Origin of the sequence: Parabacteroides goldsteinii, from assembly GCF_020091425.1 — a bacterium.
In the GTDB taxonomy this organism is placed as follows: domain Bacteria; phylum Bacteroidota; class Bacteroidia; order Bacteroidales; family Tannerellaceae; genus Parabacteroides; species Parabacteroides goldsteinii.
On the sequence record NZ_CP081906.1, the window covers coordinates 6,484,140 to 6,499,694 of the forward strand.

At 45.1% G+C, this 15,555-nt stretch carries 10 protein-coding genes; 7 read left to right on the forward strand and 3 right to left on the reverse strand.

What is annotated here, in order from left to right; genetic code table 11:
- Window positions 1–9 precede the first annotated feature (9 nt).
- The gene (locus K6V26_RS26565; RefSeq protein WP_224264299.1) at window positions 10–1,323 is read right to left on the reverse strand and encodes a hypothetical protein; all 1,314 of its coding nucleotides are present in this window, start codon (window positions 1,321–1,323) and stop codon (window positions 10–12) included.
- Between the two features lie 347 nt (window positions 1,324–1,670).
- On the opposite strand from K6V26_RS26565, the gene K6V26_RS26570 reads away from it, so the two are divergent.
- From K6V26_RS26570 to K6V26_RS26600, 7 genes are all read left to right on the forward strand, one after another.
- A complete protein-coding gene (locus K6V26_RS26570) occupies window positions 1,671–2,300 on the forward strand; it encodes an HU family DNA-binding protein (RefSeq protein ID WP_046146253.1) in 630 nt (209 codons plus the stop codon).
- A gap of 774 nt (window positions 2,301–3,074) precedes the next feature.
- Window positions 3,075–5,315, forward strand: a complete 2,241-nt coding sequence (gene pflB / locus K6V26_RS26575; RefSeq protein ID WP_009859726.1) for a formate C-acetyltransferase — start codon at window positions 3,075–3,077, stop codon at window positions 5,313–5,315.
- Window positions 5,316–5,328: 13 nt separating this feature from the next.
- Window positions 5,329–6,051, forward strand: coding sequence for a pyruvate formate-lyase-activating protein (pflA, locus tag K6V26_RS26580; RefSeq protein ID WP_224265884.1), 723 nt, complete (start codon window positions 5,329–5,331; stop codon window positions 6,049–6,051).
- Window positions 6,052–6,139: 88 nt separating this feature from the next.
- Entirely contained in the window at window positions 6,140–7,042 is a 903-nt protein-coding gene (locus K6V26_RS26585; RefSeq protein ID WP_186960217.1) for a cation diffusion facilitator family transporter, read from the forward strand.
- 160 nt (window positions 7,043–7,202) lie between these two features.
- Window positions 7,203–7,769, forward strand: coding sequence for an alkyl hydroperoxide reductase subunit C (gene ahpC, locus K6V26_RS26590; RefSeq protein ID WP_009859723.1), 567 nt, complete (start codon window positions 7,203–7,205; stop codon window positions 7,767–7,769).
- 93 nt (window positions 7,770–7,862) lie between these two features.
- Window positions 7,863–9,413 carry an alkyl hydroperoxide reductase subunit F gene (ahpF, locus tag K6V26_RS26595; RefSeq protein ID WP_122328818.1) on the forward strand — a complete coding sequence of 517 codons (1,551 nt, stop codon included), beginning with the start codon at window positions 7,863–7,865 and terminating at the stop codon, window positions 9,411–9,413.
- A gap of 125 nt (window positions 9,414–9,538) precedes the next feature.
- Window positions 9,539–10,897: a hypothetical protein gene (locus K6V26_RS26600; RefSeq protein ID WP_224264300.1), complete on the forward strand. Its 1,359-nt coding sequence runs from the start codon at window positions 9,539–9,541 to the stop codon at window positions 10,895–10,897.
- Between the two features lie 148 nt (window positions 10,898–11,045).
- On the opposite strand, the gene K6V26_RS26605 is transcribed toward K6V26_RS26600, so the two are convergent.
- Together K6V26_RS26605 and K6V26_RS26610 are read right to left on the reverse strand one after the other, a co-directional pair.
- Complete coding sequence (locus tag K6V26_RS26605; protein ID WP_224264301.1) at window positions 11,046–13,532, reverse strand: alpha/beta hydrolase family protein; 2,487 nt, start codon at window positions 13,530–13,532, stop codon at window positions 11,046–11,048.
- 104 nt (window positions 13,533–13,636) lie between these two features.
- Complete coding sequence (locus K6V26_RS26610; protein ID WP_195586832.1) at window positions 13,637–15,496, reverse strand: sensor histidine kinase; 1,860 nt, start codon at window positions 15,494–15,496, stop codon at window positions 13,637–13,639.
- Window positions 15,497–15,555 lie beyond the last annotated feature (59 nt).

Here is a 15,555-nt window from a genome sequence, read left to right on the forward strand (position 1 = left end):
TTTCTCTTTTTATTTTTTTATGAACCAGCCTATATAAGCAATGCCTATAGATGCCATGTTCTGGCTGTTGTAATCGCCTCCACCTACAATTTTGTGGGTATAGTCTGCTTTTATAACCAGATTGGGGAGTGCATAATAATTTAAACCTGCCGTTATAAGGCTCTTTTCCAGACGTTTGTCTGCGACTTTGACATTGCCTCCTTTTTCCATCTTGTACATGGGACTGTAAAATTCGTAACGTACAAACGGATAAATCTTAGGTGCTTTTTTTCCACAGAAAGAACCAATGTTATAGCCTACTTCACCTCCATAGCTTATGGCATTTTTGGCTACGGTTGATTTGGGATAACCGGAAGCATTGGAAGAACCATTGTTTATACTGGTCAATGCATCACTGTCCTCCAGATTGCCATATATGATGTTGGTGCGAGCAATCAAACTGTTATTCACGCTCTTGTATTGGGCATCTGCCGAAAATATCGTAACTGGGAATTTATACTTACTGTTTCTTGTGGGTTTGGTTCCGTTTTTAGCCATTTGGTCGTAATAGAAAGAGGCTCCGACGCGTAGTCCCTGGAATGCCTTTACTCCATTATAGTTGACGCGTGCTACAAATGCCGGGCTTGTGAAATTGCTGATTTCGAAAGCGCCCTGAGTCGCTTTTCCTGCCCAGTTTTCTGTGCGGAAAGCCTGCGGGTCAAGACCGGAAACCAATTGTAATTCATAGTCGAAATTACCTAAGTCACCAAACAGGGCAACTCCTGTTTCATGCCAGGTGGAAGGCAGGATGGTCGTTTCACCCTCGGGACGATATACCCCGAAGAAATTCAAAGGTTCATGATGCGCATTCGTTAATCCGACAGGAACGATCATGTGACCGAAGCGGAAATTTAAATGTTTATTCATTAAATAAGAAATATGAAATTGTTCGAGAGCTACTTCACCGCCCTTTTCAATTTCTGTTTCATATTCCCCATTTTCTTCTTTCCATTCGATTTCCCGGGCAGCTCCGGTGCCTCCGTATTCAAATTCGATTTCGGAACTTAACACCCATTTGGAGGAAAACTTGTAGTCAAACGCTAAAATAAAACGAGGTATGGATATTTCTCCTCTGTTTCTTTTTGCTGTTCCGTTGGCTGTTGTCCAATTCCAATCGTAATCTAAGTAACTGGCAGCCATCTCCCCATAACCTCCGAAACGAAACTTTTGATAATCATCGTAGACCTCTTTTGCTTTAACGGTAGAGTTCATCTCGCTTTCTTGAGCTAAAACCGGGCAGCAAACACATATCGCTAACGTTAGGAAATTCACTAATCTTTTCATGCCTTTTTAAAATTTTTGGCAAAATTAGCTTGTGTGGGAAGCCTGCGCAATCGCATATAGTAGGTAAAAAGTGGTTGAGCTTACCTAGTTGTAGGTATTTGTTAGGTTTATTTGAGGGCGTACTATTCAATTCTTATTTCTATATTTGTTCGTTTAAAATAAAAAATCGTTCGACAATCATTCTTTATGCATTTGACAGCTATCGAATAATCATTCGACAATTGTCGAACGAATAAAGAATGATTGTCGAATGATTTTTTTTCTAGAAGCGAAATTTATTTTTAGAAGTATTTCGATTTATCAGGGAGAAACAAGTTATATTTGAACAATTAATATCAATATAACCTATGATCACACAATACGACCTGTATGAAACACCTTCACCCAAAGGGGAAGACGGTAAAAAATCGCTGCATGCCCGTGTTTGTCCGAAAAAGACTTACACCAGTCAAGAGTTTGTAGAACATGTGGCAGCCTTTGAACATCTGCCGAAGAATCAGATTGGCGGGGCACTTGCTGCCATTGTCGACGATCTTTGTTATCTGCTTGCCGATGGAAACATTGTGGAATTAGGTGATCTTGGATTTTTTTCTACTTCATTGAAGTGCCTGAAGGATACGGATGACGATGAGGATGAAATCAAACCGAAATCGATCGCTTTTCAAAATGTACATCTGAGAATCAGCAGTGAATTCCGAAAAAGAATCAAACATGAGATGAAGTTTCAACGCGTGCATTCCCTTACGCGGAGACAAAAAATTGTCAATTCTACCGTGAAAGAGCGGATGAAAAAAATGGTCTCTTTCCTCAAAATAAACATTTGTATTACCCGAAAGGAATATATAGGACTGGTCGGATTGACACCTTACGAGGCGATGAATGAACTGAACGATTTTATCAGCCAGGGGCTTCTTCGCCGTCGCGGGGCGGGCAGGTCTGTGGTATATGTTGCGGGGGAAAATCTGAAGGTAGAATAATTATATAGGTAATATTTTCCCTGTAATCCCTATTTATGGTTAGAAATGAGCTCGTTTTACATATATATAGGTATTGCCTGTGCCTTTCCGTGGTTTTACCTTTGCCGTATCAATTAAGTTTTACTATTAGTATAAATCGTCCTGACCAAAATCCGATTTGTTGATTTTTATGTACACCTATTATTTAAGGTAAATACCCATGGAAGGGAGTTTTTTTATTGGTTGTCCCTTTCATATATAAAAGGGAGCCATCCTGTGAAGAATGGCTCTTTTTTATTTATCAAAGAAAGCAATTTTTGCAAATATTGTTTATTCCAATGATCAATTTTCCCGATTATAACACAGAATAGGTAGTAGGAAGCTCTTTTTTTACTATATAATAGGTATTGTGTACTCCCCTTGACGGCTCTATCTTTGCAACATAGAAAAAAGTAACACTATTAGTATAATCGCTATATCAAAACCTTTTGCTAATTATGTAAGCATATAAGATGATTAAACGTGTGTCGGAAATTTTTTATTGGTTGTTTCCGGCATAAAAAAGGGACTCTCCTGCGAAGGATGGTTCCTTTTTTATTTTTTTGATATTATTTATAATCCTTCCTGTTTGATACCTATATCAGGCGATACGCTGCACTATATCTACCGTTTTAGTAACTATTTGTAGGGATTTTGGCCGTTGGGAATACATGATGTTTTTGTTGATTGTTTCGCATGCCATATAAATAACGTACCTTTGCACCGAAATTAAAACCGAAGAAAACAAAATAAGGTATGAAGTTTGAAAACGAGAACTGGGCGCAGTTCAAAGGCGAAATTTGGAAAAGAGAGATTAACGTAAGGGATTTTATCCAGAACAACTACAAACCTTACGAAGGGGACGACTCTTTCTTGAAAGACTCCTCAGATAAGACGAAGAAAGTTTGGGATAAATTGACCGAAATGTTTAAGGTTGAAAGGGAGAAGGGTGTTTACGACGCTGAAACAAAATATCCTCAAGGTATAGATACTTACGGACCAGGTTATATTGACAAAGAAAACGAAGTAATTGTCGGCCTGCAAACCGATGCCCCCCTGAAACGCGGTATTTACCCGAAATGTGGTACCCGCATGGTGGAAAACAGTCTGGAAGCATATGGCTACAAACTGGACCCGATGACAAAAGAAATCTTCACGAAATACAGAAAGACGCATAACGAAGGCGTATTCTCCGCTTATACAGATGAAATGCTTGCAGCACGCCGTTCCGCTATCATCACCGGCCTGCCGGATGCTTACGGACGCGGACGTATTATCGGTGACTACCGCCGTGTAGCACTTTACGGTACTGAAATCCTGATCGCTGAAAAGAAACATTATCTGAAAAGACTCGATATTCAGGAACTGACCGAAGAGATCATCCAGAGCCGTGAGGAAATATCCGAACAGATCAAGGCGCTGAAGGCTTTCGAAAAGATGTGTGCCGGTTATGGTTTCGACGTGACCAAGCCTGCAAAGGATGCACGCGAAGCGGTTCAGTTTGTCTATCTGGGTTATCTGGCTGCGGTGAAGGACCAGGATGGGGCTGCCATGTCGTTGGGACGTACTTCTACTTTCCTCGATATTTATATTGAAAAAGATATCCGTGAAGGCAAGCTGACGGAAGAAGAAGCTCAGGAGCTGATCGATCAGTTTATTATCAAACTGCGTATCGTCCGTTTCCTTCGTACTCCGGAATATAACGACCTGTTCTCCGGTGACCCTGTTTGGGTAACCGAGTCTTTGGGCGGACAGGGTGTCGACGGCCGTTCATTGGTGACGAAGACGTCTTACCGTTATCTGCATACATTATATAACCTCGGCCCGGCACCGGAACCCAACTTAACGGTACTGTGGTTCAACAACGCTCCTGAAAACTGGAAACGTTTCTGTGCGAAGGTTTCTATCGATACTTCCGCTATCCAGTATGAGAACGACGATCTGATGCGTCCGGATTATGGAGATGATTATGGTATTGCCTGCTGCGTGTCTCCGATGAAGATCGGTAAGCAGATGCAGTATTTCGGCGCACGTGCCAACCTGGCTAAATGTTTGCTGTATGCCATCAACGGCGGGCGCGACGAAAGATCAGGTGTACAGGTGGCTCCGAGGTTTGAACCGATCACCAGCGAATACCTGGATTACAATGAAGTGATGGAGAAATACGAACAGATGATGCGCTGGCTGGCTAAAGTTTATGTGAACGCACTGAAGATCATCCATTACATGCACGATAAATATGCGTATGAAGCATTCGAGATGGCTTTGCATGACGGTTCGGTAGAACGTATCCGCGCAACAGGTATTGCCGGCCTTTCTATCGTTGCCGACTCATTGGCTGCTATCCGCGATACGAAAGTAAAAGTGATCCGCGACGAACGTGGCCTGGCTGTCGGTTTCGAACGTGAAGGAGATTATGTTCCTTTCGGTAACAATGACGATCGTACAGATAGTATTGCTGTCGACATCACTGAAAAGTTCATGGAATATCTGCGTCAGCACCAGACATACCGCAACGCCACTCCGACACAGTCTATCCTGACTATCACATCCAATGTGGTGTATGGAAAGAAGACAGGTGCAACTCCCGACGGTCGCGAAGGCGGTACGCCGTTTGCTCCGGGTGCGAACCCGATGAACGGACGTGATACCAAAGGCGCTGTTGCTGCACTGGCTTCTGTCGCTAAGCTGCCGTTCCAGCATGCACACGACGGTATCTCTTATACATTCGCTGTTTCTCCTGCAACGTTAGGGAAAGAACGTGATATCCAGATCGCCAATATGGTCGGCCTGCTGGACGGTTACTTTACTCCTGACGGCGGACAGCATCTGAATGTGAACGTATTCGACAAGGAGCTGTTGCTCGATGCTATGGAGCATCCGGAAAACTATCCGCAGTTGACAATCCGCGTATCGGGTTATGCAGTAAACTTTGTGAAGCTGACACGCGAACAGCAGCTGGATGTGATTTCAAGAACAATCAATCATTCTTTGTAATTGAAAGTTGGAAATTAAAGGAAACATACATTCACTAGAGAGTTTCGGGACCGTTGATGGTCCCGGAATTCGTTTTGTTGTCTTTATGCAGGGGTGTCCGCTCCGTTGCCTGTATTGCCACAATCCGGATACCTGGGATAGCAAAGGTCTTGCCAAATATCAGATGACGCCTGAAGAATTATTGGCTGAGGTTTTACGATATAAGAACTTTATCGCCAAGGGTGGCGTGACTGTCACCGGGGGAGAACCCTTATTGCAAGCTGAATTTCTCAGGGAGTTTTTCCGTCTTTGCCGGGAAGCCGGTATTCATACGGCGCTCGATACATCCGGCTATATCTGCACACCGAAAGCCCTGGCGGTTCTGGAATATGCCGACCTGGTCTTATTGGATATAAAAACCATCGATCCCGACCTGCATCCCCGTCTAACGGCCGTGAAACTGGATAATACGTTACGTTTCCTGGACGAACTGGAAAAACGCGGTGTCCCGGTTTGGATACGCCATGTCATTGTGCCCGGACTGACGGATAATGACGAAGCCTTGGATAAACTGGCCGAATACATCAGCCACTATACGGTTGTACAGAAGGCGGAACTCTTGCCTTATCACACGATGGGCGCTTATAAATACGAGGCACAAGGTCTCGACTACAAACTGAAAGAGGTAGAACCTTTATCGGCCGAACGTCTGGCAAATGCCAAAGAAATATTTAAGAAGCACGGTATAACCATCTGATAATTTACCTATAATCAGGTATATTTTTATTGCTCTAAAAAACATAGTTTTGTCCCATATTGTTACTCAAATAAAAGTAGGAATGAATATGGAACAACATCATCACGATCATCACCACCACGAAATAACCTCTTTGAACAAGGCTTTCATTATAGGTATCTCCCTGAACCTGGCTTTTGTCGTAGCCGAATTTACGGCTGGCTTCTGGTATAATTCATTAGGACTTCTGTCGGACGCAGGGCATAACCTGGGAGATGTGGCCAGCCTGGTACTGGCTATGCTGGCTTTCCGGCTGGCTAAGGTGCACCCGACTTGCAGCTATACCTATGGATATAAGAAAAGCACTGTACTCGTATCCCTTCTGAATGCGGTCATCCTCTTGGTGGCCGTCGGGATTATTATTGCTGAAAGTATAGGAAAACTGCTGCATCCGCGTCCGGTCGAGGGTGATGCGATCGCTTGGGTGGCAGGTATCGGAGTCGTTATAAATGCACTTACGGCATGGCTTTTTATGAAGGATAAGGATAAAGACTTGAATGTGAAAGGTGCTTACTTACATATGGCTGCCGATGCACTGGTATCGGTCGGCGTGGTTGTCTCCGGAATTGTTATTGCCCATACCGGATGGTATATCATCGACCCGATTATCGGCCTGTTGATTGCGATCGTTATCATTGTTTCTACCTGGGGACTGCTGCGCGACAGTATCCGTCTCTCTCTGGACGGTGTGCCGGCGGGAACGGACATCGATAAGGTGGAAAAGACGATACATTCGGTCGAAGGCGTTGAAGGCGTCCATCATCTCCATATCTGGGCGATCAGTACGACCGAAACGGCACTTACCGCCCATGTTTCCGTTGCGGATATTTCAGAAATGGAACGTATCAAACAGGAGATAAAACACGACCTTCAGCATGTGGGAATCCAGCATGCTACGCTCGAATTTGAAACGTCGGGATTCAAGTGCGATGGGCGCTGTTGCTCAGACTGAAACAAGTATATTATAAACCTGATTTACTGATACTCAAAGATTTTGTCTATGACTGCATAAAACCTTTCGATTGGATTTTTTGTTCTTACCTCGAATCGGCAACTTATCTTTGCACCAGTAACAAAAACAAAATAGTAATAACGATTAAAATAAAAATTCTATGGAACCTATTATCAATTCACAAGCACCCGAGTTTAAAGTTCAGGCATACCACAACGGTAGTTTCAAAACTGTAAGCAGCGACGACATCAAAGGCAAATGGGCGATTTTCTTTTTCTACCCGGCTGACTTTACATTTGTTTGTCCGACCGAGTTGGTAGATATGGCTGACAAATATGACCAGTTTCAGGCAATGGGTGTAGAAGTTTATTCTGTAAGTACAGATTCACACTTCGTACACAAAGCATGGCACGATGCTTCTGAAACGATTCGTAAGATCAAATACCCGATGTTGGCAGACCCGACAGGCGTATTGAGCCGTGCATTCGGTGTAATGATTGAAGAAGACGGTATGGCTTACCGCGGTACATTCCTGGTAAATCCGGAAGGAAAGATTAAACTGGCAGAAATCAACGATAACGGTATCGGCCGTAACGCCGACGAACTGCTTCGTAAAGTAGAAGCAGCTCAGTTCATCGCCGAACATCCGAGCGAAGTTTGCCCCGCCAAATGGAAAAAAGGTGGCGAAACATTGAAACCGAGCATCGATCTGGTCGGTAAGATCTAATAGTAAAACTGGAGGCCGGCAACATATTGTCGGCCTTTTTTATCTAAACAAATATCAGTTGTTCTATTCATAATTAAAATAAAGGATTCAACTATGTTAGATTCATCAATGAGAAATCAGTTGTCCGGTATCTTTAGCGGATTGACGAACGAATATATATTTGATATACAAGTTTCTCCTGAACATGAAAGCAGGAAGGAATTATTGGAATTGCTGAACGATGTGGCTTCCTGTTCCGATAAGATCACCGTACAGGTGGCAGACGGCGAAGGCCTGGAGTTCTCTCTGCTGAAAAACGGGGAAAAAACCGGTATTAAATTCCGGGGCGTTCCCAACGGACACGAATTTACTTCGTTGCTGCTGGCTATCCTGAACAGCGACGGCAAAGGCAAAAATATTCCCGACGAAAGTATTTGTAACCGTGTGAAGGCCCTGAATGGCCCGGTCAAACTGACTACATATGTTTCTTTGACCTGTACCAACTGTCCTGACGTTGTACAGGCTTTGAATGCCATGGCTACGCTGAACCCGGAAATCTCTCACGAAATGGTGGACGGTGCGATCAACCAGGAAGAGGTTGCTGCCATGAAAGTGCAGGGAGTTCCTTCCGTATTTGCCGATGGCAAACTGATCCATGTAGGGCGTGGAGACTTTGGCGAACTGCTTGGCAAACTCGAAGCGCAGTATGGCGTGAAAGAGGAGAACCTGCCGGTGGTAGAAAAGAACTACGATGTTATCATCGTCGGCGGAGGTCCTGCCGGAAGTGCGGCAGCTATCTATACTGCCCGTAAAGGTTTGGCGGTGGCTGTTGTGGCCGACCGTATCGGCGGACAGGTGAAGGAAACTGTCGGTATCGAGAATATGATTTCTGTTTCGCAGACGACGGGGCAGCAGCTGGCTCTCGACCTGATGTCGCATATGAAAGATTATCCGATCGATATCCTTGAACACCGCCGTATCGAGAAGGTGGAAGTCGAAGGACGCGAAAAGCTCTTGACAACCTCTACCGGCGAAAAACTGATAGCCCCGGCCGTTATCGTAGCAACCGGAGCTAGCTGGCGTAGGTTGAATGTCCCCGGAGAATCCGAATATATCGGACGCGGTGTCGCTTTCTGTCCGCATTGCGACGGTCCGTTCTATAAAGGCAAGCATGTGGCTGTTGTAGGCGGCGGAAATTCAGGCGTTGAAGCGGCTATCGACCTGGCTGGTATCTGTTCAAAAGTGACGCTTCTCGAATTTGCCGATGAGTTGAAAGCGGATCAGGTCTTGCAGGATAAGGCAAGAAGCCTTCCGAACGTGGAGATCTTTATGCATTCCCAGACGATGGAGGTACTGGGTAACGGTGAAAAAGTGACCGGTATCCGTATAAAGGACCGTAAGACAGAGGAAGTCCGCAACATCGAACTGGATGGCATCTTTGTCCAGATCGGCCTGGCAGCCAACAGCGGTCCGTTCCGTGAGGTGGTAGATACGAATCGTCAGGGTGAGATCGTGATCGATAGCCATTGTCGTACAAGCGTTCCGGGTATCTATGCGGCCGGCGACGTATCGACTGTCCCTTATAAACAGATCATTATTTCGATGGGCGAAGGGGCCAAAGCAGCCCTGACAGCTTTCGAAGACCGGATGCGGGGAATGTTATAAGCCGCAGAACTTTCCGGAAGGCATAAAAAATAATACCCGGGTATAAATCGATTCAGAAGCGTTTCTATGTCGGTTTATATCCGGGTATTGCTATCTTTGCAAGATTCATTCTAATCTATACAATTATGTCGATGCATGAAATTGAAAGTCTGGTGGAAAGTTCTGTGATAACAGTTGCCACCGCTTCTCCTATCCCTCCTTTAGCCCGAAACATTTGTTTCAATCTTTACCAGCTCCAGAATCAACTGGATTGTGGATATACTGTCCTGCGGGTACGGGAAGAACTGGAAAAACTCGGTTATCTCTTCCTTCTGCCTCCGGAGCAATTACCCGAGCCGGAACGTAGTGCAGCCCTGAAACTCAACGGAGAAGGTGGTTTTTTGAGTGACGGAACTTATTTCGACCACCGTTCGGGTCGTTGCTGTGTCACCGCAGGATCGTTGCTGTGGACGAAACTGATCGATCTTGGCATCCTTCCGGAATCGGCAAAGACCGAACTTCGTGAACTCGATCCTTTGGAACTGGCCGAACTTATCATCCCACTGGCTTCAAAGGTGCTCGCCGGGGGAGATAAAGAAGATGATAATTATGCTAATGCCGCTGATACGCTGGGATTTTGGTATGCCTTTTTCCCCTTATTCTGTCAGATGGCGGGGATGGACGAGGAGGATGCGCCGGAACCGGAGCGAATCCGGGCGTTACTTGAAATGCTGGCTGTTCCCGAATCATTTGAAGTACTTGCGACTGATGAGATTGGCAAGGAGTTGGATGACTTTGAAGAAGAAGAAATGCCTTTTCTCTCCGGTTGGAGCGCTCCGTATAATGAATGGAAGAACAAGAACAATACAGGGGATTTATCCCTGGAGTTTTGCAAATCGATGGTCCACGATTCTATTTTGAAGAGAAAGTTTGTTGAGGCCGATCGCTATGCGTCCGCTATGGAAGAAGGACCGGAACTTAACCGGCTTTTCCATCGTTGTTTGGTTGGCATGTCTTACTATGAATGGGTGAAAATACAAGGAATAAAAATCCCGATTATAGAAAGTGTTCTCTCTCAGGAAGAGGCAAAAGAAGGTTTTGAACGTGTAGCAGACTTGTCGGTATCATCTGATAATGTGCAGTGTGCCCGACTGGGTATTTTCAGAATCCTTGCTTTACAGGGTGAATATGCCGAATCGGTTGAGTATTTGAATGCCGTATATTTTAAGGCACTCGATGAGTGTGGTCAAAAATCGAAAGAACTACTGGGGCAATCGCAACGTGCTGTGTTAGTGGTAGTCTATTATCGGATGCTGGAAATGTCTATACCCGATAGTTTTCCTGGGAAAAAGGAACTGATGGCTCATAAAGCATTGAACGGTTCTGATCTTCGCAAATCCCGGGAAATACTCAGTTTATTGCTTATTGAAAAATCCGAACATGCCTATGCATGGCAACAGGCCTTCTCTTTTTGTGATGAGCTGATAAAAAAGTATGGATTCTGAAATCGTTAGTGCTGATGAAATATGTGTTATTTGCATCGGGGTTCGATGTAACGTTGCATCAGCTGTCAATGTAACGTTACATCAGCTGTCGATGTAACGTTGCACTGCATGTCGATGTAACGTTGCGTCGCATCCCGACGCAATTCTTTTACAGACTTTTTGGCGGATAGAGAGCTTCCCACCATTCCGGCTGCTCTTTCAGATATTTGGCGAACCAGGCATAGATGGTTTTGTTCCATTCCGCCCGTTTCTTATAATCCAGTATCTGATGATTTTGTCCGTTTACCTGTATGAAGGCTGTCGGCTTGCCGAGTAGTTTCAGGGCAGTGAACATCTGGATACTTTCTCCTACAGGTACGTTTGTATCGACGGAGCCGTGCAGGAACAGGATCGGCGTGTTGATCTTGTTGGCATGGAACAAGGGGCTTTGTTCTACATAGATATCCCGTGCATTCCAGGGGTAACTGTTGGCGGTAGCCAGTGCACTGTAAGAATATCCCCAGTAACCTTCTCCCCAATAACTGGTAATATCGCTGATACCGGCATGTGAGATGGCGGCGGCGAAGATATCGGTTTTAGTTTGCAGGTACTGTGTCATAAAGCCGCCGTAAGAGGCGCCGATGCAGCCGATCTTTTTGGCATCCACGAAACTGTGTTCTTCACAAAACTTTTTTGTTCCTTCGATGATCTCGTCTCCCGTACGTTTTCCCCAGGCATTGACGTGGCGTGCGGAAAATTCCTGTCCGAAACCGGTGGCACCGCTGGGTTGTATGATATAAACCACATATCCCAGTGCAGCATAGGTATGCGACGGATAACGGTTTTCGAGTGAGCGTTCCGTCGGACTTGTCCCGCCGTAATAATTAACGATCAGCGGATATTTCTTGCTTGGGTCGAAATGCGGCGGCAGATAGTAACGTCCGTAGATTGTATCTCCGGCAGCCGCCTGGAAATTCCAGTCGTGTACTTCGCCCAGGGTAATATCTTTCAGAATGTCTTTGGACAAGTCTTTCAGGCAGACAGACTCTTTCTCTTTCTTTTTCAGATTCATGGAGTAGAGTCGTTGTGAGTTGGAGGCACTTTCGCCGAAATAAACAAGTTCGGGGGTATTTTCAGCAATTGTGAAATCCGATAATATATCTTCTTTCAGTGGAACCGGACTGATCTTTCCGTTTGCTGGGTTGAGCGTATACAGGCGGACACAGTCTTTGTCTTCTCCTTGCAGGTAGATTTGTTTATCTCCGGTATTCCATGTAAATGATTGGATAGACGGATTAAAATCCTTGCTTACGGCTGTCGCCTGCTTATTGGAGAGGTCGTAGATGAACAACTGTCCGTCAGCCAGGTTGGATGTTTGTCCCGGAGCAATATTCAAGCCAATCTTGTTAAATGCTTCTCCCGAACCGGAAACAGCCAGTTGCTTTCCGTCCGGTGAAAAACTGGCATAGTTGATGAACGGATCTTCCAGGAGTGTATCAACCTGCCTGTTCTGCAAATCCATCCGGTAAAGGATTTTTGTGCTGAACGGACGCTTCGTCAGTTCGCGCCGGCTGCTGGTGAACAGCAGATAACGGCCATCTTTCGAAATGTCGTTAAGCGAAGTGGAATTGTGGCCGTAAGTGAGGCGTTCGAGAACACCCGTTGCCAGGTCATATTTGTGTAGGAAGGAACGGTTGCGCCATCCCGGCTGACGGTCGTCGGGCACGAGTATTTCTTCCATGTCTTTGTCTTTTTCCGGCCCTTTCTCGGAGATCGTGAAGATCAGAAAATCTTCTGTCGGGGCAATACTGAACCAGCCATCGGGCAAATTCTGGGAGAGGATTGTTTCGGCTTTTGTTACCGGATCGACGGTCACCAGTTCTTTTCCCTGTAATCCTTTACGGGTATAATAAAGACGGTTGCTTTGGGGCATCCAGCTGAAATTGTTCGTACTGCTTTCCATCAGTACCTGTCCGTTGGTTTTATCGGTAATCTGCTGAAAATATGCGGTCTGTCCGCCGGGATAAGTAGTCTGATAGGAGGTAAGCAGATATTTTCCGTTGGGGGAGAGGCTGACGGAGCGGAAACGTGTTCCGTCGAACACGTCGCTGATCGTATATCTTTTTTCCGGATCGGTGGTAGCCGTGATAACAGCCTCTTTTTCCGTATCGAACGAAACTTTCAGGGTGCCGGCTTTATCGCTTTCGGCTAAATATTTGATAACGATTTCGTAACGATGAGGTTCCAGTGACAGGGAAACCTTTCCGTCGGGGGCTGTTTGTTTTTCGTTATTTACATAGACCTCGTATGTTTCCGGGCCTTTAACCTGCAAAGTCCCTTTTACATACCGGTCGCTGTTCAGATAGAAAGAGGCCAGTCCGATATAAGAAGACTGGTTGCCGGCCGGAAGTGTACTTTCTCCGTCGGCATTTGCTTCCAGCAATTGTGTACTTTGACGTACATTGCTAAACGGAACGGCTGTTTTCAATAATTCTTTTTCGGTGAATTTCTTACTGTTTACGTCGAGGCTGTCTTTCAGGAACGGCTTTTTCACTTCATACGGGCCGGCATATCTGAATTGCTTGACTATGACCTCCTCAGCGAAGAGATGATAGCAGGAACAGATAGCTGCCAGAAGCAATAGGTTTCTTTTCATGGCGAATAAAATTTGATGTTTCCTGCAAAGGTATTTATTTTTTTGACAGGGAGACCTATGCTTTTGAAATCCTGAAATGTATTGTAAGAAATGAAAGAAGAACTTTATTCAACCTTAATAGTGAACCAGAATAAAGTCCCTACCCCTTCTTTCGACTCGACACCTATCTCTCCGCCGAGCTTTTCTACGATGGTTTTGCAGATGGAGAGGCCGAGGCCGGTCCCTTGCTGGAAGTTGTTCAGTTTGACGAAACGTCCGAAGACTGAATCTATCTTATCCGCAGGGATGCCGCATCCGGTGTCTTTTACATAGAAACGCAGCCTGTTGCCTTCCTGTCGATAACCGAAGCGGATACTTCCCCGGATTGTAAACTTCATTGAGTTGGTCAGCAGGTTGTTTATGACCTGGGTCAGACGATTTCGTTCCGTATGGATGATGCATTGTGGCAGACGTTCTTCGAAAGAGATTTGGATTTCCGGATGCCGGTTACGGATGCGGCTGCTTTGTTCTATCTCCGTCAGTAAAGAATTCACGTCTACGTCCGAGTAGATGAACTCCAGGGTTCCTGCCTCAATTTTGGAGAGGTCCAGTATGTCGTTGATCAGTTGGAGCAATAACTCATTGTTGTTCTCGATGATCTTGATGAATTCTTGCCTTTCTTCCAGATTTTCTTCATTGGCTAACAGGGTGGAGAAGCCGACGATCGCATTCAGCGGGGTACGTATCTCATGGCTCATGTTTGCCAGGAAGGCCGATTTGAGGCGGTTGGCTTCTTCGGCTTTTTCGCGTTCGCGTATCTCCTGTTGTACTTGCCAGTAAAACCGGAGTCTCATCACCAGGATTATGACTATGGCACAAGCAAGTGCGATGATACAGATAATAGCCAGTTTGTTCTGTTCATAGAAACTCGGAGGACGCTGATAATAGACCGCATTGCGAGGATAGAGATTGCTGTCGGTATTATGTAGTTTCAAATGCCGGTAGTTCAGGTAGGTTTGTGGTTCACCTCCGTTGTGCGGCTGGATATCACGAGCCGGAGTGCCGTCTACTATTTGCTGTAAAGTATGAATAACCTCCTCGCTAAAGTCGGGTAGCGAGATATAATGACCTCCAGCAAAGTTCCCGTTTTCCGCTTGTAGGTCGGCAACGGTAAATACCGGATTATGGGCAAAGCCGTAAACGATTCGTTGTATGTTGTCATTCAGGTAATTATTTTCTTGAACCTGTTTAGAGAACCAGGAGTAATACAATATTCCGGTTTCTTTATTGTAACGTGATATTGTGTCCAGCAACTGTTCGGTTGAAAGCCGGGTTGTAGTGAGAATATCTAACTTCAGTGACGGATAATAGTCAGCCATTGCTTGTTCCACTTCTTTTTGTGCACACAGGCTGATATAGCGATTATCGGATATGAAAGCAATATTTTTTATCTCCGGTTGAATACGTTGCATGAGTTCAATCGTCTCTTTCATATAGAAAGGTTGATATAAGGTTGTTATATTATAGCCTTTCAACATCTGGCTGGCAGGGACAAGTTCTTTGTCCGATATATTCCGGGAAAGAAGATTTTCGATGCAACCTGGCATGGTTTTGCGTGAATAGCAGATTAAGACAGGGACCTCTTTCCATTCACTGTCGAATAAGGAACGGTATACTATCCATCCGGGATCGCCTATAAAGACAACTACTTTGGGGCGTATGGGATATTTTTCCAGTAAGGAGTTTCTTTTGGCTTCGGCTTCATCCGCGTTCGCGATGGTAGGAACCATCAGTTCTTCTGTGCGGATTGCATATTGCGAGCCATTAAAGGTGTTGTAGATAGATTGATAGACTCCGTTCGTCCAGACTTCGTCGTAATTAACGGAGTTCAGAACAAGAATGTATTCCTGCTTGCCTTGATTATTACCGTATACTAGTGTGAAATGGCAGAGGAAAAGGCTTAGCATGATGATTGCTTTTCGCATAAAGCCTGTATAATTTGAAGTAAAAAAGCCGTCTGAAAGACTTACTGTCGGAAAGAGGT